Origin of the sequence: Salmonella sp. SA15303, from assembly GCF_029962125.1 — a bacterium.
Lineage (GTDB): Bacteria > Pseudomonadota > Gammaproteobacteria > Enterobacterales > Enterobacteriaceae > Salmonella > Salmonella enterica.
This window is the reverse complement of record NZ_CP123924.1, coordinates 1,930,548-1,951,214: the sequence shown is the minus strand read 5'-3', so window position 1 is coordinate 1,951,214 and position 20,667 is coordinate 1,930,548. Positions and strand designations below refer to the sequence as shown.

18 protein-coding genes, 2 tRNA genes and 6 pseudogenes are annotated in these 20,667 nt (G+C 51.7%); 8 read left to right on the top strand and 18 right to left on the bottom strand.

The genetic code is table 11. From position 1 onward, the window contains the following. Window positions 1–86: 86 nt before the first annotated feature. The 4 genes and pseudogenes from QEN31_RS09395 to QEN31_RS09380 form a co-directional block, all read left to right on the top strand. Window positions 87–554, top strand: a pseudogene (locus tag QEN31_RS09395) (phage integrase N-terminal domain-containing protein); the annotation flags it as partial. An 85-nt stretch (window positions 555–639) separates the two neighbouring features. Beyond that, a pseudogene (locus QEN31_RS09390) lies at window positions 640–918 on the top strand (transposase); the annotation flags it as partial. 683 nt (window positions 919–1,601) lie between these two features. Next, a complete protein-coding gene (locus QEN31_RS09385) occupies window positions 1,602–3,296 on the top strand; it encodes an SEL1-like repeat protein (RefSeq protein ID WP_099949743.1) in 1,695 nt (564 codons plus the stop codon). Window positions 3,297–3,352: 56 nt separating this feature from the next. Then, window positions 3,353–3,880, top strand: a pseudogene (locus QEN31_RS09380) (hypothetical protein); the annotation flags it as partial. 17 nt (window positions 3,881–3,897) lie between these two features. Here the strand turns inward: QEN31_RS09380 and QEN31_RS09375 are convergent. Beyond that, window positions 3,898–4,595 (bottom strand): IS1-like element IS1B family transposase gene (locus QEN31_RS09375; RefSeq protein WP_095033700.1). Its coding sequence is split into 2 segments (ribosomal slippage): window positions 3,898–4,346 and window positions 4,346–4,595, totalling 699 coding nucleotides; the frame shifts between segments, so codons are not numbered across the junction. A 55-nt stretch (window positions 4,596–4,650) separates the two neighbouring features. Between QEN31_RS09375 and QEN31_RS09370 the strand changes: the two are divergent. After that, a pseudogene (locus QEN31_RS09370) lies at window positions 4,651–5,859 on the top strand (hypothetical protein); the annotation flags it as partial. A gap of 57 nt (window positions 5,860–5,916) precedes the next feature. Here QEN31_RS09370 and QEN31_RS09365 read toward each other — a convergent pair. Further along, window positions 5,917–6,021, bottom strand: a pseudogene (locus QEN31_RS09365) (DUF520 family protein); the annotation flags it as partial. A 47-nt stretch (window positions 6,022–6,068) separates the two neighbouring features. Here QEN31_RS09365 and QEN31_RS09360 point away from each other — a divergent pair. Beyond that, on the top strand, window positions 6,069–6,242 hold the full coding sequence (locus QEN31_RS09360; protein WP_000957535.1) for a hypothetical protein: 174 nt from the start codon (window positions 6,069–6,071) through the stop codon (window positions 6,240–6,242). Between the two features lie 521 nt (window positions 6,243–6,763). Here QEN31_RS09360 and QEN31_RS09355 read toward each other — a convergent pair. Next, the gene (locus QEN31_RS09355) at window positions 6,764–8,218 is read right to left on the bottom strand and encodes an AMP nucleosidase (protein ID WP_000428191.1); all 1,455 of its coding nucleotides are present in this window, start codon (window positions 8,216–8,218) and stop codon (window positions 6,764–6,766) included. 45 nt (window positions 8,219–8,263) lie between these two features. On the opposite strand from QEN31_RS09355, the gene QEN31_RS09350 reads away from it, so the two are divergent. Then, window positions 8,264–8,425 (top strand): hypothetical protein, encoded by a 162-nt coding sequence (locus QEN31_RS09350; RefSeq protein ID WP_014343862.1) that lies wholly within the window; start codon window positions 8,264–8,266, stop codon window positions 8,423–8,425. Here the strand turns inward: QEN31_RS09350 and QEN31_RS09345 are convergent. From QEN31_RS09345 to QEN31_RS09330, 4 genes and pseudogenes are all read right to left on the bottom strand, one after another. Beyond that, a complete protein-coding gene (locus tag QEN31_RS09345; protein ID WP_000228158.1) occupies window positions 8,414–8,740 on the bottom strand; it encodes a DUF1493 family protein in 327 nt (108 codons plus the stop codon). The two genes, QEN31_RS09350 and QEN31_RS09345, sit on opposite strands and share 12 nt — an antisense overlap. Beyond that, a pseudogene (locus QEN31_RS09340) lies at window positions 8,734–9,197 on the bottom strand (STM2901 family protein). The gene QEN31_RS09345 and the pseudogene QEN31_RS09340 overlap by 7 nt, the downstream one beginning before the upstream one ends. 420 nt (window positions 9,198–9,617) lie before the next feature. Then, window positions 9,618–9,693: transfer RNA gene (locus QEN31_RS09335), tRNA-Asn, on the bottom strand. Between the two features lie 140 nt (window positions 9,694–9,833). Next, window positions 9,834–11,291 carry an EmmdR/YeeO family multidrug/toxin efflux MATE transporter gene (locus tag QEN31_RS09330; RefSeq protein ID WP_001669456.1) on the bottom strand — a complete coding sequence of 486 codons (1,458 nt, stop codon included), beginning with the start codon at window positions 11,289–11,291 and terminating at the stop codon, window positions 9,834–9,836. A gap of 159 nt (window positions 11,292–11,450) precedes the next feature. Here QEN31_RS09330 and QEN31_RS09325 point away from each other — a divergent pair. Continuing rightward, a tRNA-Asn gene (locus QEN31_RS09325) sits at window positions 11,451–11,526 on the top strand. 226 nt (window positions 11,527–11,752) lie between these two features. Here QEN31_RS09325 and ldtA read toward each other — a convergent pair. The 11 genes from ldtA to cbiK all read right to left on the bottom strand — a co-directional run bounded on the left by ldtA (window position 11,753) and on the right by cbiK (window position 20,665). Beyond that, the gene (gene ldtA / locus QEN31_RS09320; RefSeq protein ID WP_001252816.1) at window positions 11,753–12,682 is read right to left on the bottom strand and encodes a L,D-transpeptidase; all 930 of its coding nucleotides are present in this window, start codon (window positions 12,680–12,682) and stop codon (window positions 11,753–11,755) included. A 77-nt stretch (window positions 12,683–12,759) separates the two neighbouring features. Then, complete coding sequence (gene cobT / locus QEN31_RS09315) at window positions 12,760–13,830, bottom strand: nicotinate-nucleotide--dimethylbenzimidazole phosphoribosyltransferase (protein WP_001193983.1); 1,071 nt, start codon at window positions 13,828–13,830, stop codon at window positions 12,760–12,762. A gap of 26 nt (window positions 13,831–13,856) precedes the next feature. Next, on the bottom strand, window positions 13,857–14,600 hold the full coding sequence (gene cobS, locus QEN31_RS09310) for an adenosylcobinamide-GDP ribazoletransferase (RefSeq protein WP_000039997.1): 744 nt from the start codon (window positions 14,598–14,600) through the stop codon (window positions 13,857–13,859). Then, window positions 14,597–15,142 (bottom strand): bifunctional adenosylcobinamide kinase/adenosylcobinamide-phosphate guanylyltransferase, encoded by a 546-nt coding sequence (gene cobU, locus QEN31_RS09305; protein ID WP_000973145.1) that lies wholly within the window; start codon window positions 15,140–15,142, stop codon window positions 14,597–14,599. The genes cobS and cobU overlap by 4 nt, the downstream gene beginning before the upstream one ends. Next, window positions 15,139–16,659: a cobyric acid synthase gene (locus QEN31_RS09300; protein ID WP_000189662.1), complete on the bottom strand. Its 1,521-nt coding sequence runs from the start codon at window positions 16,657–16,659 to the stop codon at window positions 15,139–15,141. Before QEN31_RS09300 ends, cobU begins: the two co-directional genes overlap by 4 nt. Further along, window positions 16,656–17,471 carry an energy-coupling factor ABC transporter ATP-binding protein gene (locus QEN31_RS09295; protein ID WP_000881552.1) on the bottom strand — a complete coding sequence of 272 codons (816 nt, stop codon included), beginning with the start codon at window positions 17,469–17,471 and terminating at the stop codon, window positions 16,656–16,658. The genes QEN31_RS09300 and QEN31_RS09295 overlap by 4 nt, the downstream gene beginning before the upstream one ends. Before the next feature lie 8 nt (window positions 17,472–17,479). Next, window positions 17,480–18,157: an energy-coupling factor ABC transporter transmembrane protein gene (locus tag QEN31_RS09290; protein ID WP_000147137.1), complete on the bottom strand. Its 678-nt coding sequence runs from the start codon at window positions 18,155–18,157 to the stop codon at window positions 17,480–17,482. After that, window positions 18,144–18,425, bottom strand: coding sequence for an energy-coupling factor ABC transporter substrate-binding protein (locus QEN31_RS09285; RefSeq protein WP_000753212.1), 282 nt, complete (start codon window positions 18,423–18,425; stop codon window positions 18,144–18,146). Before QEN31_RS09285 ends, QEN31_RS09290 begins: the two co-directional genes overlap by 14 nt. 1 nt (window position 18,426) lies before the next feature. Beyond that, a complete protein-coding gene (gene cbiM / locus QEN31_RS09280) occupies window positions 18,427–19,164 on the bottom strand; it encodes a cobalt ECF transporter S component CbiM (RefSeq protein ID WP_099949649.1) in 738 nt (245 codons plus the stop codon). Continuing rightward, window positions 19,161–19,874: a cobalt-factor II C(20)-methyltransferase gene (locus QEN31_RS09275; RefSeq protein WP_064239824.1), complete on the bottom strand. Its 714-nt coding sequence runs from the start codon at window positions 19,872–19,874 to the stop codon at window positions 19,161–19,163. The genes cbiM and QEN31_RS09275 overlap by 4 nt, the downstream gene beginning before the upstream one ends. Next, window positions 19,871–20,665, bottom strand: a complete 795-nt coding sequence (cbiK, locus tag QEN31_RS09270; RefSeq protein ID WP_000709784.1) for a sirohydrochlorin cobaltochelatase — start codon at window positions 20,663–20,665, stop codon at window positions 19,871–19,873. Before cbiK ends, QEN31_RS09275 begins: the two co-directional genes overlap by 4 nt. Window positions 20,666–20,667 lie beyond the last annotated feature (2 nt).

Genomic DNA, 20,667 nt, shown 5'->3' with positions numbered 1-20,667 from the left:
CACTCCGGCGTAAAGGTATCGTTCTGGCGCAGCCAAAGAGCATACGCCGGAGACTGTTCGTGTTCTCAAAATCACAGGAGAAGTGTATGGGCAAGTTAGGTGGTGAAATGAAGGCACTGGCAAAGCACTGTGGCGGTAGCCATAAAACGGTGAACGATTGCATTCATATCGTGCAGCGTTTCGATCACCACTTACGGGCTTTGAACGTCCATATCCAGCGGGTTGCGCAGATTAAGGTGCGCCACATTGAAAGCTATATTCATGAAAGGTTGGCGCAGGGGATCGGCAAACGCACGCTGCAAAATGAAATGGCCTCGCTGCGCGCTGTTCTGCAACAGGCCGGGCGTAAACAGGTGGCAGAGCATGAGTGGCTGACTAATAAATCGCTGGGTCTGGCTGGTGCATCGCGCAGCGGGACGCGACAGGCGATCACGCCGGAACATTATCATCATGTGCTGGAGACGGCCCGCATGAAAGCTCCGGGACTGGCGGCGGCGCTGGAACTGGCGAGGCTGATGGGCTTACGTTCACAGGAAGCGGTGCAGAGCGTGCAATGGATCTGGGGCATGGGGACGGGCGTGGGCGGTATGTGGCGCAGGTGTATGGGCAAATTTGACAGCTGGCTAAGAGCGAGCAGCGGATGGAGCAGGTTACCACCGTTCACAGTTAGTGAAAGACTGGGCGGAGGTGGTAAATATCAGGCTGCATTACCTTCCCCCTTACAGTCCAAACCTGAATCCGATAGAACGAATGTGGAAATTAATGAACGAACATGCCCGGAATAATCGCTACTTCAGCAGTACGCGAGAGTTCAGGGACGCAATATCTGTCTTTTTTAACCAGACGCTGCCGGATATAGCGGACTCACTGACATCCCGAATTAAAGATCACTTTCAGGTGCTCACTCCCGCATCTTGAGGTTTATTGGGTATATAATCGTTAATAATCATCAGCGCGTTATTATCAAATTAAAAACAACGCGCTCGTAATACTTAAATTATTCTTACTGGTAACTGAAGAAAACTCTCTCCTGCCAGAATATGCTCCTCGCATCCTTTACATTAACTCTTTGTTTCTATAGCATGAAATAAGTTTCAGGGGGTTATTATTCATACAAGGAGAACATCTTGAAGAAAATATTCATAACAATTATAGTTTCATTATATTGCGCGAATATATGTGCAAAACAATCCCCCAGTACAGAATCCAAACCCGTTAATTTCATCGCCCAAATTGAAAATATCGATTTTAATAAAACCGCCATTAGCAGTGACCTGAAACTTTTACTCGCCGACCGTTATTATTTTAAAGATAAAACACCCTGTAATACTAATACCCTTTCTGCGCGCGCAGAATCAATGGGACTGACGACAGAAGAATATATTAATAAAATACGCAGTTTAAGACCGGCTATTCTCGATGACCGTTATTTTTACCTGACGGTCGATCAGTGCGATGCTGGCGGCACGCCCATGCTGACTGGAATCGAGCTATGTACCGAAGCGCTGTGCGGTGCCGAATACATGAAAAGATCGTCTGACTTGTGGCTGGATGATGAACTGCAACCGACGGTTAAACGTCAGGCAACAACAGTAGTCCATATGCCCCTCCCCTATGACAAAGAGAAAAAATTATGGAAAGTCACCGGCTGGTATCTGGAATCCTCAGAAGAAACAGGGGAGGTGATGCAGAGTAAACAGATAGCCTTTGAAGGCTATACCAACGAAGAAAACTTCGCTAACCGACAACGTGTTTCTGTATTTAAATCTTTCTATGAAAGCGGCAATCTCAAAAGTATTTATCATTATAATGCGCAAAATAAGCGTGACGGAAAAGCTGAAACTTACTTTGATGAAAAAGACAAAATAGCGGAAACGCTGACGTTTAAAGATGGTCAACCCGAAGGGGAATACATCGTATACCATGAAAACGGAGCCGTTGAAAGTAAACGTTACTTTGCCCAAGGTAAAATTAAAGATGGCGAATGCCCACATTTTTATGATAACGGCGTTTTAAAACAAAAACACAGCTATTTAAATCAGAAACTGGAAGGCCCGGCATTTGAATATTTCCCTGATGGGAAAATAAAGGGGAAATATTCATACAGTAAAGGCACCATTGTCGGCACCAGTACGGAATATTATTCTACCGGTAAAATTCGTGGTGTTTACCACAGAAATAACCAAGGTGAAAACGACGGAACGTTCGAACAATACAGTGAAGAGGGCAAACTCCTTTCTAAAGCGACCTATAAAAATGGCAAACAGCTTTCTGCTCAGAGCTGGTATGAAAATGGGCATCCCAAAGAAGAATCCTCTTTTGATAGTGAAGGCCGTAAACATGGTGCGGTCAAAGAATGGTTCAGCAACGGAAAGCCTGCCTCATCCAAAATGTATAAACATGATGTGTTAGACGGGGATTTCGAAAAGTGGTACGAAAATGGTCACCGCGAATCAGTCTATCCCTATAAAAACGGTATGCTAAATGGGGACGCTAAGCACTGGAATGAACAGGGCAAACTCACCTATACCACCGAATATAAAGACGATAAAAAGCAGGGAGCCGATCGCCGCTGGAGCGAACGTACCGGTAAACTTGTTGAAGAGGTTATGTTTGCTAATGATGAAAGAAACGGCCTGAAAAGAGAGTTTAACGATCGTACGGGTAAGGTCTTAAGTGCGCTGCCCTATGTCGATGGCGACAAGGAAGGTACAGAAGAAGCCTATGATGAAGACGGCATAAAATACATCCGTTGTTACCACAACGATGAAGAGCTTTCAGAGCTATATGCGCCGACTGACGTCACCAATAAGGCAAAGCAGGGTGACAGCACTGCGCAATATCATTTAGGTAAGTATGAGTTTGAATGCACAAACTACGATGCGGCGATGAAATGGTTAACTCAGTCCGCAGAGCAAAATCATCCCGGCGCGCTTCTCTTTTTGGCCTATGCGTACAACGACGGTGATGGCGTAGCGCAAGACAGTAAAAAATATCTCTCCTATTTATTCAAAGCGGCAGAGCTTGGCGAAAGTGATGCGCAGTTAGAAGTGGGATATTTAAATCTTATCGGCGAAGGAATGCCGAAAAACCTGCCGGAAGCCTATAAGTGGATTAAAAAACCCGCTGACCAGGGAAATGCTCAGGCGCACTATAACCTTGGACTCATGTACAGGAATGGTGATGGCGTTGAGAAAGACCTCAACAAAGCCAAACTTCATCTTACAGCGGCGGTAAAAGGCGGCGTCAAACCTGCACTGGCAGCCTTAAAGGAATTAACGCCTCAAACTAAGTAAATATGACTTTGCTGTAAAGAGGCTATTCAAACGGAACTGAAAGGATACACGTTGCTATGAAATTTAAATTCGCCACATTACTCACAGCCGCCACGGTTTTTTACTCTTATCAGAGCGTTGCACAAAGTCAGCAATCGCCTGATGTCTGGTCAGTTGTCGAACAGAAACTGCAAAATGCCGTCCCTTTAAATGAAAACACCACTTTTAAATCGCAGGCAGCCTGGTTTGAATTACACAGGGAACTGTTTATGTACGGCCCGATGAGCCGTGCGGATGCATTACTGAAAAAGCTGGACACACAATCGAATGATGCGAAGTTTTCGCTAAACCATGAGGCCTCGTGGATCGCTGAAAATAATAGCCCGGATGCCGCGATGGTTTTCCTGTCCAAAATTGGTCTCGATAAACCGTCGAGCATTACCGCCTACGAGAGCTACGTTGATGGCTGGGTTAATCGCAAACAGCCTGAAAAAGCCTTAGCCCTTCTTAGCAAAAATGCCGACGCGAGGAATTTTTATTTAGCCACGGTTTTAGAATCCTGTCACTCAGAGCCTGATAAAACCGCCGCTATTTATAATGAAAATTAGGTAATGACTCCAACTTATTGATAGTGTTTTATGTTCAGATAATGCCCGATGACTTTGTCATGCAGCTCCACCGATTTTGAGAACGACAGCGACTTCCGTCCCAGCCGTGCCAGGTGCTGCCTCAGATTCAGGTTATGCCGCTCAATTCGCTGCGTATATCGCTTGCTGATTACGTGCAGCTTTCCCTTCAGGCGGGATTCATACAGCGGCCAGCCATCCGTCATCCATATCACCACGTCAAAGGGTGACAGCAGGCTCATAAGACGCCCCAGCGTCGCCATCGTGCGTTCACCGAATACGTGCGCAACAACCGTCTTCCGGAGCCTGTCATACGCGTAAAACAGCCAGCGCTGGCGCGATTTAGCCCCGACGTATCCCCACTGTTCGTCCATTTCCGCGCAGACGATGACGTCACTGCCCGGCTGTATGCGCGAGGTTACCGACTGCGGCCTGAGTTTTTTAAATGGCGGAAAATCGTGTTGAGGCCAACGCCCATAATGCGGGCGGTTGCCCGGCATCCAACGCCATTCATGGCCATATCAATGATTTTCTGGTGCGTACCGGGTTGAGAAGCGGTGTAAGTGAACTGCAGTTGCCATGTTTTACGGCAGTGAGAGCAGAGATAGCGCTGATGTCCGGCAGTGCTTTTGCCGTTACGCACCACCCCGTCAGTAGCTGAACAGGAGGGACAGCTGATAGAAACAGAAGCCACTGGAGCACCTCAAAAACACCATCATACACTAAATCAGTAAGTTGGCAGCATCACCGAAAATTACGCTGATAAAATTGTTGTTCCTTATACTCAGCTAAAAATGCTGCTTATTATTGCGAAGCAGTACCATGCCAAGGGCGACACCGCAAAGGCGTTGGTTTACGCAGATAGCGCGCTGAAAATGTTTGATACGGCTATTGCTCAACAACCGAGTGCTGAAGCCTACCGTTATCAAGAGTATCTCGACCTGATGGAGATCTATTACGCCACGGGTAATAAAGAGAAGGCGATGGCGTTGTCTGCGAGATTGCGCAAAGCAACCGGCAATAAAGGAAGCTATTTCCAGTATTCATTACCGGGATTGCTCTCTTTTTATAAGAAAAACGAGCTGACACAGAATTATCAGGAGACGCTTTCAACCTGTGTGACGCAGGTCGATAAAATATTCAATTTTGCCCCTTCGCCGCGCATTGAAATGGAGCTGATTGATTTATTAAGCAAGCTTGATGATGTTGCGCTGATGAATAAGCGTATCGATTTGCTGATGAGCGCGCCGGAATATACCTGCTACGACGACAGGTATTGCTACGAGTACAAAATCAAAGCGCTGAAGAATCTCTTTCAGCATAAGCAGAATGCTGTGGCGGAAAAGCATATCGCAACCCTCTCCGCCGAGGCGCAAACCCTGACGTTCGCCGAATGGGAAGATGCAACAAATGAAATAAGTGAAGTACTCAAAGAAATTGGCCATCCTGAGGCAGCGCAAAAATTAGCCGTCAGCGCCGAGGCGATTTACCTCAGCCAAGCAAAAGCCTGGCCTGATGAAGATATGTCGCGTTCCTTTCAAAGACTTGCAGAGCTTTACGGCTATGGCAACGACACGGTGAATGCCAAACGGGTGTTACACCAGCACGTTCCCTCTCTCGAAGAGGAGGCGATGATCGACCACTACATGAATGCAAAACAGTGGAGTCAGGCAAGGGAATTGATGATTAACGCAGATAGGGTCGATAATAAAAACCTGATGCTGTTACGCCAGATTTGTTCTGAAAACACGCCCGAGTGTCAGGAACATATTACCTTTACGCTGAAAAAATTAACCACGCAGGCGTCGATTACCCGCCAGGACGACACCGGTAATCAGCAGCTTTATCAGATTGGGAATATTTTTCACAGATTGGGTATCATACCGGGAGCGGAACAGCAGGCGCTGATTCAGGCGTTGTATAACAAGGCCGCAGAGCCTAAAAAAGCCACGCCTTAATCGATTTACCCGCCCGGCCACCTTTCTCACATGCGGGAAGGCGGCGGGCGGGAAAAATCAATCGCGGAAGTTTTTGAACTGGAACGGCTGGCCCAGATTGCCGCCGCGCATCAGCACCATCGCTGCCTGCAGATCGTCGCGGGATTTACCGGTCACACGCACTAACGTAAATTCGAATCCAAACCCACAGAGATTACCGCAAGATATTAATGTTGACCCAACACCGCCTGCCGGAAGACCCGCGCTGGAACGCCCTGCACGAGGAGTTCAGCTTTGACGACGACGACAACCTGCTGGGCATGAACATGCCGCCCGAAGGTGGCGAGCATCAGGCGAAAGTCAAAGGCGACCGCCTGCTGCTACAGGGCAGACCACCACTATGAGTACGACGAGTTCGGCAATCCCATCGCTGACCGCTGGGGCAAGGCGCAGTGCCGGAAGCACCGATTTGAATGGAACGGCGAGCACCGGCTGGTGCGCTTTACCGACGTGCGCCACTATGATGATGAAGGCTTTCCGCGCCACTCGTGGCGCTATGAGTTCGATAATGGCGTGACCACCCTATATCCCTGTCCGACGCGAAAATCCTCAGTATCAAGCCTTCTGATAATCCCTTTAAGCTGATCGATTCTCACGGTCGGTATCTGCTTGTTAATCCGGGCTTGTGGGTCCAGGCGCTCAAGGAGCGTGAAGTGCGGCGCAATGTTTTCGCCTTCCGGCGCGTTTCCTGACGTAGACGCGATTATCGGCGACAGGTCTCCGGCGATGGTGATGAAGCCGCGGCACAATAAGGCCTTAACGGGATACAGAACCGCCTCCCGCTAAGGCTTCATTCAGCCACTTTCCATATCACATAAATACGCCTCTTCCGCTCCTGTCCAGCAGCAGGCGACAGCTCATTTCGTTAGCGAAACGGTGGCTCATTAAACGTGCGTAATTTACGTGAGTGCAAACGATCACCTTCTGCGCGTAGTAAATCAATAGCACGAATACCAATTTGCAAATGTTCTGAAATAGCCCCCTCATAAAACCGGTTTGCCTGCCCGGGCAGTTTAATTTCACCGTGTAAAGGTTTGTCAGAAACACAAAGCAGCGTGCCGTAAGGCACGCGGAAGCGATAGCCCTGGGCTGCAATCGTCGCGCTCTCCATATCAATCGCGACCGCGCGGCTAAGGTTGAATCGCAGCGCCGATGCGGAATAACGAAGCTCCCAGTTACGATCATCCGTGGTGACGACCGTTCCCGTGCGCAGTCGCTGTTTCACCTCTTCACCGGGCATTCCGCTAACCGCTTTGGTGGCGTCGTACAGCGCACGCTGTACTTCCGCAATGCTTGGAATAGGAATATCAGGCGGCAGAACGGCATCCAGCACATGATCATCGCGTAAGTAGGCATGGGCCAGCACATAATCACCAATCGCCTGACTTTCTCGTAACCCTCCACAGTGCCCAATCATAAGCCAGACGTCAGGCCGCAACACGGCCAAATGGTCGCAAATCGTTTTAGCATTTGAAGGGCCGACACCGATATTTACCAGCGTAATCCCCTGCCCATCTGCCGTTACCAGGTGCCAGGCGGGCATCTGATGCTTCTTCCAGGCCAGATCGGAAATAGCCTCTTCCGGCGCTTCCGTTTCTGCCGTGATCCAAATTCCGCCGGCACAGGAAAGCGCGATATAGGGACTGTCAGGATCAAGAATTTGGCTGCATCCCCAGCGCACAAACTCATCGACATAGCGGGTGTAGTTGGTAAACAAAACGAAGGGCTGAAAATGTTCAACCGGCGTACCGGTATAGTGCCGTAACCGGGCCAACGAGAAGTCAACACGACGCGCGTCGAAGTGCGATAGCGGATAGAATTCGCCGGGGTGGAACAGACCGTCTGCCGTCTCATCGCCAATCTGCGCCAGTTCTGTGGTAGGAAAATGGCGCGTTAGCCCGGCGCTCATAGAACGATCCAGCGTCAGAGCCGAGCCATCGATCACATAAGGATACGGGATCTCATGGTGCGAGGCCTCTACCGCAATATGCGCGCCATAATCATGGTAAACGAGGTTAAGCTGTTCCAGAAGATAAGCGCGAAATAGCGCAGGCCGCGTAACGGTAGTGGTATAACAGCCGGGATGAGTAAAGCGTCCAAAAGCGCGTGTTTTAGGCGGGTTCGGTGTCGCGCCATCCCAGCTTACAGACAGCGAAGGATAAACAAACAGTCCGTTAAGCCTGGCGTGGGGATCGGGCAGCGTACCGTTATCAACATAGTCAGCGATGGCTTCACGGAGCGCGTTAACCGACTGCTCGTATAGCTCCTCCAGGCGATCCAGCGCCTGCTCGGGCGTTAGGTTTGTGCCTTTATTTTCCATATTATTCTCCTTAGCGTTCACAGGTGAGGCACGTCATTCGATAGTATGACAGCAAAGGAGGAAACTAAAGGGGTTAGCGTAAGGGTGGCGACAGTAAACATGAACCCTTTAAAAAGAAAAGAGAACTATCTTAGCGCCACCATCATCGCTCAAAAAGAAGGGTACTGGTACAGCCATTTGTTAAGTTCATTACAATTAGTCATATAACCATTTCCCGGCTTTTGCTGACTCGATCAGCATGCTGATAGTGAAATCTGGGACGGGTACAGGTTCCGTTTTCTTGAACGGATGCCATGAAAAAGGGTGATTAGGAAAATAGGTTTCTATTCTGAAGTTACCTCGCTCGACATTGAGTTCCTCGAAGAATTTATTCATGAGATCTTCGGCTTCAAGTTCATCAATGCTCAGATCAGTATCAAGGTCAATCTCTGGTGTTAATTCCACTTGCTTAATGTTGAAAAGATATGTGCCAGCATAAGGCCGTACAAGCTCGTAAACTTGCTGTTCAATATTGTCTACCATAACTTATCATTGCCCCGAGCAATGGTATTGTAGTCGCGTATAGTGCAATATGTTATTTGTGACACATCTGCGGCAAGGATAATTTCCCCGATCAAAGGAATGGAACGTCCAACAAACGGCGCAATGTTACGAACCATAACACGTCTGGCTGTCCATGGGGTGTAACCGCCTAACCATGTCGGAAGGGATATTCCAAAGGGAAATTTTGACTTTTTAAACACTGCACGTGCAGTCCTGGACGCGTATGATGTGCCTTTAGTCGCTCCAGCGGGTTTCGCCCTTGTCCAAAGATTATTACGACCTGATGCCAAAGCAACAACAGCCCCGAAATCTGCAACACCAATCCCAAACTGGCTTGCGGTATTCTCACAAAAAATCATAACAGAAGTTCGGCAGCAGTCAGATTGGATTTTCCTGCATAGAAGTATGTTCCATTTAGTTCTTCTACTGTATCCATTAGAAACTCTATAGTTACTATTTTGGTTTACTTATTGTACATCCTTGTTTCGAATGAAAGAAATCAATCTTTTGGGAAAGAACGGATCAAGATCACTGGAAATATCTGAAATCAGATGAAAGAGACAGTCGCGATTCCCACCAGGGGCATCACCTGGCAAGCTTGTGTGATCGCTCCGTTTGAACCGAACACATCTATATGTCAGCATACTGATACGGGTTTGATCTTGCGGATAGCGGTATCGGTTAATGCCATACGTGGGGGCTCCATTTTCTCAGCGAACCGTGAAGCCTCCGATTAAGCCCCCAAAAACCATGGATGTCAAAAAACCCGGTAAACCTTCTCAGGTCAACCGGGTAAAGATAATTTATTGTTTTTTAAACGTCTCCGGACTCACCAGGATATCCCGAAACTAAAATCTGGCTCCTCTGACTGGACTCGAACCAGTGACATACGGATTAACAGTCCGCCGTTCTACCGACTGAACTACAGAGGAATCGTGTGAACGGGGCGAATATTAACGAGGTGCCCCTGGCTTGTCAAAGCCTGTTTTCACAAAAAAAGTTCGTTTGCTGCTTTATTCCACACTTCGGTTAAAATTCACCGTTTCCTGATGATTTTCACAGCAAAAAGCGCTTACTCCCTCTTTACGCGCGGGTATCTCCACAGCCAGCGCCCGCTTATCAGACGCCAGTAAAACAGTGCGCCACGCACGGCCCAGTCAAGAAACATCCCCAGCCAAACCCCTACAACCCCCATACCCAGCACAATACCAAGCGTATACCCTGCCACAACGCGACAGCCCCACATCCCCAGCATCGATACCCACATCGCAAATCGCACATCGCGCGCGCCTTTAAAACCCGACGGCAACACCCACGCGGCCGCCCAAATTGGCATAAAGGCAGCATTAAGCCAGAGCAGAACTTTCACTACCTCTTTTACGTCCTGCTCCTGGGTATAAAATGAGGCAAACAGACCCGCAAACGGCGCCGTCCCCCAGGCAATTGCCGTAAGTACGATAGTCGACATCCAGAATACATGGCGCAGTTGACGCTCTGCCTGACCAATTTGCCCGGTACCAAGACGCTTACCGGTGATAATAGTCGACGCCGAACCAAGGGCGTTACCCGGCAGGTTGATAAGCGCCGCCACGGAAAAGGCAATAAAGTTACCCGCAATAACGTTAGTGCCCATTCCGGCGACAAACATTTGCGTCAGTAGCTTGCCACCGTTGAACAGCACTGATTCAATGCTCGCCGGAATACCGATACCCATCACTTCCCAGATAATGCCGAAATTCAGCGGCTTCAGATAGCTTTTCAGCGGAATGCGCAGCGCCGGATTAAAACCAATCATCAGCACCCAAATAATCGCTACCGCGCCGATGTAGCGCGAAATGGTTAATCCCAGCCCCGCGCCGGCAAAACCCAGCCCTTGCCAGGAGAAAGCCCCGTAAATCAGGATGCTGCTGATAATAATATTGAGAATGTTCATCCCGCCGTTAATCATCAACGGGATTTTCGTATTCCCTGCCCCACGCAGCGCGCCGCTACCGATTAGCGCAATTGCCGCAGCCGGATAACTCAGCACCGTCAGTTCAAGGTACGTTAACGCCAGCCCCTTTACTTCTGGCGTCGCCTCGCCTGCGACAATATTAATAATTTCACTGCCGAAATAATGAATGACCACTGCCAGCACAACGGCAAATAGCGTCATAATCACCAGCGACTGGCGCGCCGCCGCCCTTGCGCGTCGCCTGTCGCGCTTGCCGAGGCTAAAGGCGACCACCACCGTAGTACCAAGATCGATAGCCGCAAAAAAAGCCATAATTACCATATTAAAACTGTCGGCAAGCCCCACGCCCGCCATTGCTTCCTTGCCCAGCCAACTGACGAGAAAAGTACTGAGCACGCCCATTAGCAAAACACAGGTATTTTCCAGAAAAATAGGGATAGCAAGTGGGGTGATTTCACGCCAGAACAACACTTTGTAGCTCTTGCGTTTGGCATACCAGGGCGTACGGACGACAGCCTGGCGTAAGGCAGTGGAGACGTTCAAAATGGACCTTAAAGAAGAGAGTTGAAACCACATTTCAATAATGAGCGAGAAATCGTAAGGCTGCAAAGCTTTTTGCAGAAAAAATGTCTGCAAATGCAACAAAGTGATGAGATAACCCGCAATCGAATCTGTAAGAGGTTAAATGGGGTTTGACAAAAATTTTTCCGCCGCTAATATACGACCCCACACGATTCCTCTGTAGTTCAGTCGGTAGAACGGCGGACTGTTAATCCGTATGTCACTGGTTCGAGTCCAGTCAGAGGAGCCAGATTTTAGTTTCGGGACATCCCAGCGAGTCCAGAGACGTTTAAAAAAACAAGAACTTATCTTTACCCGGTTGACCTGATAAGGTCTACCGGGTTTCTTGACATCCATAGTTTTTAGGGGCCTAATCGGGGGCCTCACGGTTCGCTGAGAAAATGGAGCCCCTGCCATGACACTCACTACTAATACAGATACTCCAGCCCATGAAAACCAGCAATGCGACAGGATATTTAAAGGCCAGGCCTGCCCGCGCTAATGTTGACCGGCATTCCGGAACGGCGCTCCAGCACCTCATTAACCCGCGAAGTATCAACGTCATCCCCTTTGATAAACGTGCGCAGCACTGGCGTAACGGGCAATGGAACTTTTTTGTCTGACTCAAATTCAGCACGGTTGCGAGAAAGCGGTTCGTGTACCTCCAGCCAACGACTGCCATCCGGCTCTACCGAAAATTTAACGGGCCTGTCGATAATCTGAACGCGGGTTCCTACAGGAACATGGTCGAATAAATATTTAATATCGTCATTGCGTAAACGGATACAGCCCTGACTGACGCGAAGGCCAATGCCAAAGTTAGCGTTAGTGCCATGGATGGCATATAACCTGCCGATATATATTGCGTATAGCCCCATAGGGTTATCCGGCCCCGCAGGCACCATCGCGGGCAGCGTTTTTCCCTCTTTAGCATATTCCCGACGCGTATTAGCCGTTGGCACCCAAACCGGGCCATCTTGTTTGCGTTCAACCGCAGTTACCCAGTTGCGCGGCGTTTCACGGCCAGCCTGACCAATACCAATAGGTAGCACCTCAACCGTATTCGTGCCTGCGGGATAATAATAAAGGCGCATCTCGGCGACGTTTACCACAATACCTTCACGAACGGTGTCAGGCAGAATCAACTGCTGCGGCACCACCAGTGTGGAACCAGACTGAGGTAAAAACACATCCACGCCGGGATTCGCTTCAAGCATATTACTCAGCCCTTGACCGTAGCGGGCGGCAAATGACTCTAAGGGCTGAGTATTGTTCTGCGGTACGGCGATTGTGACAGGCTGTCCTACCAGACGACTGCCTTCGGGCGGCAACGGATAGCTTATAGCCAGCGAGAAATGGCTTACCAACAAGACGAAAAACGGAAAAAAAGGTGTGATACGACGCATTATATCCCTTCCTTTGTCGCGGCAGGTGTGCGTTAAGTATAGCTTTTTTCTCACATGGCTGGTGTTGTGCGCCCGGGTTATGTTGCGTTTGCGTTCCCCTCCGGCAGGACAATATTACTGGCCGCCAACTCCCCCATGTTGTGGAACATGGCGCACGCGGCTTCCACGATCGGCATCGCCAGCGCCGCGCCGCTTCCTTCACCTAACCGCATCGCCATATGCAAATAGGGTTCCATAGACAAATGCGCGAGCGCGATGCGGGCGCCCTTTTCCGCCGAAAAGTGCGACGGGATCAGATAAGGTCTCACCGCAGGCGCAATCTGACAGGCCGCCAGCGCTGCCGAGTAGGAAAGAAAGCCATCCAGCAATACGGGTAAGCCACACCTTGCCGCGCCAAGCATCACGCCGGTCATCCCGACCAGATCAAAACCACCCACCTTCGACAACACATCAATGCCGTCGCGCGGATTGGGCTGATTAATCGCAATCGCCCGCCGCACGACGTCCACTTTATTATCGATGCGGGAAGGCGGAAGATTCGCGCCAATCCCCACCACCTCTTTTGCATCACTTCCTGTAAAAACGCTGACCATCGCGGCGGCTGGCGTAGTGTTCGCCATTCCCAGCTCCCCTACGCCAAATAAGGTCACGCCGCGTTGCGCCAGGTCGCAGGTGTAGCGGGAAACCTCCAGCAAAAGCGCCTCAGCCTGCAAGCGACTCATCGCCGGGCCAACGGCAATATTTCCGCAGCCGCGCGCGACGCGCATATTAACTACGCCAGGAATAGGTTCGGCATCAATACCGACATCAATGACATGCACCTTCGCACCGGCCTGAGCGGCAAGCACGCATACGCCGGTTGTTCCCCGCGTCATATTCGCCGCCTGAATCGCCGTCACGATTTTGGGCGAAACCGCTACGCCTTCATCCCAGACGCCATGGTCGGCGCACATCACCAGCACCGCCTTTTCACCTACCTGCGGCGTACCGTTAAGACCCGGCATACCCGCGAGCTGAACGGCTAAGGTTTCCAGTCTGCCCAGGCTGCCCGGCGGTTTGAGCAGGCCGTCAATATGTTGCTGCGCACGCGCCATCGCCTCGGCGTCCGGCGCAGGAATGTCACGGAGTAAAGCGTGTAGTGTCTGCATAAGATGTCTCGTCCGTAATAATCGGCTCATAACAGAGCCAGCAGAAAGATCAATTCACCAAGTTCGATCGCCGCGCCCAGCGTATCGCCGGTTTGACCGCCAAGCGTACGTTTAAGCAACTGGCCAAGGATGAAAATCGCCGCGCATGTGACCACCATTGCGGCCAACCCTTGCATACCAGGCAGTAATACCGTGGCGACGATTACCGCCAATCCCAGAGTAATGCAGGTTTGCCGTCCGCTGACTTTACCGATAAATACATTGCCAAGCCCCTCTTCACGGGCGTAGCGATGACGGTACATCAATAAAACGGCGCTGCCGCGTCCGGCCGCACAGGCCGCCGCCAACGCCGCCAACATTGGCGTTCCACGTAACGCCAGTTCGCTGACCACCAGAATTTTTGCCAGTAGCACAAAAATAAGCGCCAGCCCGCCATGGGTTCCCAGACGACTATCACGCATAATCTCCAGCATTCGCTCACGGCGGCGCGCGGAAAAAATGCCATCGCAGGTATCGGCCAGCCCATCCAGGTGAAAACCACCGGTCAGCAGCGCCAGCGCCAGAATACAGAACAACGCCGCTAGCGGAATACCACACCAGGGTTGCAGGAGGATGAAAATCAGGCCGCTTACGCCCCCCAGAATCAACCCGATAAAGGGAAACATCACGATCCCACGCGAATACTGCTCGAAATCCAGTCCCTGCGACCAGCGTGACGGCACGGGCAAGCGGCTAATAAAAGCGAGCATGGCCCAAAACAGCTTACTCATTTAATTTTGACTCCAATACCTGAGACTACCAGCCAGACCTCATCCGCCGCTGCCGCCAGTCGTTGGTTGACCCGACCGGCAATATCACGAAAATGGCGCGCCAGACGGTTTTCCGGGACGATCCCCATTCCCACCTCATTTGTCACCAGTACCACTTTCGCCGGGCAGCGCTGGCAGGCTGCAATTAAAATCTGAATTTCATCGTCAATGGCGCGCTCCATCGCCGCGTAATCCCACTGTTCGGGATCGTTCTCGCCTCCCAGCGCAAACAGCAGATTCGTCACCATGGTGGTAATACATTCCAGCAAAATCGCGTCGTCAGGGGCAAGATCCGCGGTAATCAACGTATCAAGATGCCGCCAGCATTCTGCGGTCCGCCAGTGTGCCGGCCTGCCATCTTTATGATGCTGAATTCTCGCCGCCATCTCGTCATCAAGAATCTGCGAGGTGGCGATATACAGTACCTGCGGCGCATCGCCAATTAAGGCTTCAGCATGACGGCTTTTACCACTACGTGCCCCGCCCGTCACCAGAATCATCATACCGGCTCCTGATGTTGTTGCATGATGGTATAAATTTTATCAATATCAATATGTTGCCGCATCGCTTCCGCCAGCAGATCAAATTGCCGCGCTTTATGATCCGCATAACAAAAAGTCGTTTCCCACGGCGCAAGCCCCTTTCGCGCCCGTAACCCATTGACCACCGCACGGGTAAAGGCATCGCTGTCAAACAGGCCGTGAAGGTAAGTGCCAAACGCCAGTCCGTCGGCGGTGACCGCGCCATCCGCCACAGAGCATCCATTTTTCTGTAACGTCATGGCCGTACAGCATCCTTCCTGCAGCACCGTTTCCCCCATGTGAATTTCATAACCGCGTACCGGTAGCCCCGCCGCGGCAGCCAGCCAGCCGGGCAGCTCGCCTGACATTGTCGCGTTAACCTGCGTCGTGGTTTTATCCTGTGCAAAGCGAGTGATTGTATTAAGCAGCCCCAGGCCCGGCTGCGTACCCAGCCCCGACTCCACCTCATCCACAATGGTGTCGCCCAGCATCTGGTAGCCGCCGCAAATCCCCATCACCGGCACGCCCTGCCGATGTGTCTGCAATACCGCATCCGCCATCCCGCTTTCGCGCAGCCAGGCGAGGTCGCTCAGCGTATTCTTACTGCCCGGCAGGATCACCAGATCAACGTCAGTCAACGCTTCCGGGCGGCGAATATAGCGTATGCGCACATCCGGCTGCGCCGCCAGAGCGTTAAAATCCGTAAAGTTAGAAATATGTGGCAGTTGCACAATGGCAATAGTGATATCACGGGGGGCGTTACCGCGATATTTATCGTTTTGCAGCGCGACGCCATCTTCATCTTCCAGATCCACATCCAGCCACGGCATCACTCCCAGGACCGGGACGCCGGTAAGCGATTCGATTTGTTCGATACCGGAATAGAGTAGCGCCACGTCGCCGCGGAATTTGTTGATAATGACGCCCTTTACTCTGTCACGCTCCTGTTTATGCAGCAGCGCCAGCGTGCCATAAATAGCGGCGAATACGCCGCCCCGGTCGATATCCGCCACCAGAATAACCGGACACTGGGCCATTTCCGCCATTCCCATATTGACGATATCGCGATCGCGCAGATTGATTTCCGCCGGGCTTCCGGCGCCTTCCAGCACAATAACGTCATATTCCTGCGCCAGGCTGTTATAGACCGCAAGGATTTGCTCACGCAAACGCGGTTTATAGTCATGGTAACTAACCGCATCCATATTGGTCGCCACTTTCCCCATCAGCACGACCTGCGCCTGGCGATCGCTGGTCGGTTTGAGCAGCACCGGGTTCATACGCACATCTGGCGTGATCCCCGCGGCTTCCGCCTGAAAAATTTGCGCCCGCCCCATCTCTTTACCATCCGGCGTAATACCAGAATTAAGCGCCATATTTTGCGATTTAAACGGCGCGGTACGCAGACCATCCTGATAAAAAATGCGGCATAAACCCGCCGCCAGCACACTTTTGCCGACGTCGGATGCCGTCCCCTGCAACATAACTGCCTGCGTCATGACGCCTCCCTGAATGCGCACTTTTGCATTCGATGAAAAAACTCCGTTTCTGTTTTACACAGCGGCAGTCCCAGTTGAGTATGAAGTTTGACCAGCCAGGGCTGGGTTAGCCCCGCGTGTTCCATCGCTTCCGTACACGCGAAAACCTCGCCAGGCGCGCCATGCGTCAGGATCTGGCCCTGGCGTAATACGTATACGGCATCGCTAATTTCATAAATAAGATCGATATCATGGCTGGAGATAATGACATGATTGCCCTGCGCCACAATCCGCCTGATGATAGCAATCATCTGAGTGCGCCCTGCGGGATCGAGACCAGCAGTGGGTTCATCCAGCAATAGATAGCGCGCCTGTAGCACCAGCGCTCCGGCGATAGCCACACGTTTTTTTTGCCCATGACTCAAACACTGAATGGGCTGATGGCGAAAATGTTGGGCGTCAACCAGCGTTAGCGCCTCGTCGACGCGGCGCGTGATTTCCGCCTCCGGCACCCCCAAATTACGTAAACTAAATGCAATATCGCTATCGATATCAGTATAAAAAATCTGCTGTTCAGGGTCCTGAAAAACCGTCGCAACTTGCTGGCGCAGCGCCAGTAGTCCGCGCTTGCTGTAATCCAGCGGTTTTCCCTGCCACAACACGGCCCCTTTTTGCGGACGCAACAAGCCGCTCAGGTTCATAAAAAGCGTAGACTTCCCACAGCCGTTCGCGCCCACCAAACCGGTAACAGGCGAAAGCGAAAAATCCATATTTAACCCTTTAAGTACCGGCTCATTCTGATAACGAAACCACAGGTCTGAAGTGGCAAGCATAATAGTCCTTACAGGTGAAAATCACCCTGATACAGTTTGATATCCAGCGTGGTGGTCATTTGCTGATAACGCATTAACACCCGCGTAAACAGGAGTCCAGCCAGCATCGCCAGAGATCGATAGCCGTTCGGCAGGCTGCAATAACCAAAACGCAGCGTTTGCGCACGACGGATTGCCACCGCCTCATCCAGAAGAATAAAGAGAAAGCGCCACGTTAACAGGATTTGCTCGGTAAGCAGGCGTGGAATATGCGCGCGCTTAAGCAAGCTAATTAACTGCGGAAACGGTAGGTTCATCACCAGCCACAACGTCGCGGACAGCGCCGTCAGGCTACGCCAGAACGTTTCATTCGCCGTAACCACGCCCGCACGGGTAATCCCGATCCAGTACGGCCCAACAGATATGCCAGCCAGCAGCATTTGCGGCTCGCGGCTGATGCTGAAGATAATCGTTATCACGCCGACCAACAAAAATCCAAAAGGTATCGCCATCCATCGACACCAGCGCCAGAGGGATATGCGCAATAGCCAACAGCTCAATCCGGCAATGATCAGCAGCTCAATGCCCTGCCCTACAGGCGGCAGAACAAACGCCAGTATCATCATCGCCAGCCACAGCAAAAACTTGCGCTGCGGCGCAACGTGTGCCCAGCGGCTTTGATAGCTGAGTCGATCAAGCCCGGTCATCACGGCGTTGTTTACCTTTGCAATACCCCAGGATATAAAAAATCACCGCCGCGCCAAGAGAGCCCTGAAGGGTAAACAGCAGGCTTTCAATTTCACCGCTGGCAGGTTCATATAACGGCTGAAACCAGGGTTTATACTGCGGCGCAATAGCCTGAATCTGGCTTTCCGCTTCGCCGTCTGAACCGCCATATTCACCGCCATGGTTAATAAAAAACGGCAGAATCACCAGCGCCACCACCATCGCTAACAACATCAACGTTTTTTTCATTTTAATGTCCTTGTACGGTAATCACTTGCCGTTTGGTTAACTGGTCATAAATCATGACGGTTAATAAACCTTCAGCAATGGCGACAGGAATCTGTGTGAGGCAGAAAATCCCCATAAACTTCACAACAGACCCTGTCGCTCCGGCATGGGGATCGGGAAACGCAACGCCAAGCTGGACTGAAGTCACAAAATAGGTCGCCAAATCCGCCAGTATCGCGCACAGAAAAACGGCGACATCACGGCGCAGTCCGGCACGGCAGGCCATTTTCCACACCAGATAACCGACAACCGGGCCAATCACCGCCATCGACATTCCATTTGCGCCAAGCGTCGTCAGGCCACCGTGCGCCAGCAATAGCGCCTGAAACAACAGCACAACCGCGCCGAGAATCGCCACCACCCCGGGCCCGAACAAGATAACCGCCAGACCAACGCCGGTCGGATGTGAACAACTCCCCGTTACCGACGGAATTTTGAGCGCGGACAGGACAAAAATAAACGCGCCGCACAGCGCCAGCAGTACCTTCTGATGATTATCCTCCTGCACAATACGCCGTAAGCGCACCAGTCCATACCACAAGCAGGGTAAAAACAGTAGCCACCAGGCCAGCGCCCACACTGGCGGTAAAAAGCCCTCCATGATATGCATCGCAAACGCCTGTTGCGGGACAACCATCAGCAATAGCGCTGCAGCCAGTCCACTGAAAGACAACTGTCGAAGCTGCTGTTCAAGTTTCATTCTGCATACTCCCACTGTTTATTGAGCAGAATGGTCGAAAAATAGGGCAACGGTCGATCATCGTTGACCTCGTGGAGATGGCGCCAGCACTGCTCGCCGGGCAGTGTGGCCTCGGACATCATTAAGGCGCATTCCAGCAGGCCAGCCTGCGCCAGCAAAGCTTTAATACGGGCGAACCGGCCATACACTTTCATCAACACCAGGCTATCATGCTGTTGTAGCGCCTGGGCTATTTCCGCTTCCGGCGCGGTACAAGAAATAACCGCCAGCGATTGCCGTTCTATGGCGAGCGGCATTTTCGCGCGGGCGGCTATCGCGGCGAAGGACGTGACGCCGGGGACAATCTCCAGCCACTCCGGGCAGCCGATTCGCTGGAGTAAAAAAATCCAGGTACTGAATAGCATCGCATCGCCCAGGGTAATAAAACCGACCTGTTTACCCGCTTCCACCTCTGCGGTAAGCGCGGCGGCAACCTCGTTCCAGACCGCTTCTTTCTCGGCGCCGTCAGCGCTCATAGGGAAATGGCAACAACGTACTTCCGTCTGCTCGCCGAGATAGTCGCGCACAATCGACAGCGCCAGACTATCGCCCCCCTTACGACCGGCGGGCGCATACAGAATGTCCAGCGAGCCAAGAATCCGCGCTGCGCGGACGGTTATCAGGTCGGGCGCGCCTGGCCCGGTACTTAATGCGTATAATTTACCGTTCATGCCGCCTCCTCTACCGCCATGTTCAGCGCCTGGTGCAAATGCGCGACAAACATCGCCCGGATAGCCGGGTTTTCTCCCAGCCCGCTCAGCCACGGCGTCGCCGGAATGCCCGCCGCGTTAAAGCGCATTTTCCATGAGTCGCCGTCGTCTGAAGCCATATCATTAATGGCGTGATCGCCCGCCACCAGCATTAATGGCATCAAATGTACGCCGGTGACGCCTTCGTCACGCAGGCTGTCGATCAGGATGTCGACCTCCGGGTAGCTTTCTACGGCGCCGACGCGCGCCGGAAAGCGCTGCGCGGTCATCATATGATCGAGACAGGCATAAGCTGCGAATGCGTGATGGCTGGCGCCGTGGCCCATAAAAACGACTTTCTCCGTTTGTCTGAGCGATGGCATCTGTTGTCGCAACGCCTGCATTAGCTGCACATAATCGTTATGGCTGCTCAACAGCGGCACGCCCAGCGTCAGGCGAGTGAATAACGGACGCAAGAGTTGTACTTCACGGACAATTTTTTCATATTCGTCGCCGTTAATAATGTGCAACGACTGAATCGCCACGTCCTGATATCCCTGTGCGGCAAGCTTTTGCAAAGCCTGTAATGGCGTATCGATGTCGATACCGTCACGCTGGCGAAGCTTGCGAATGATCATTCCGGAAGTGAAGGCGCGAAACAGGTCGCGATCGGGACAGGACGCCGCCAGATCACGTTCGCACGCCACAATGTTTTTTTCACAGGTGTCGTGATAGCTGGTGCCAAAACTGACCACCAGAAGCGCTTTTTTCATTT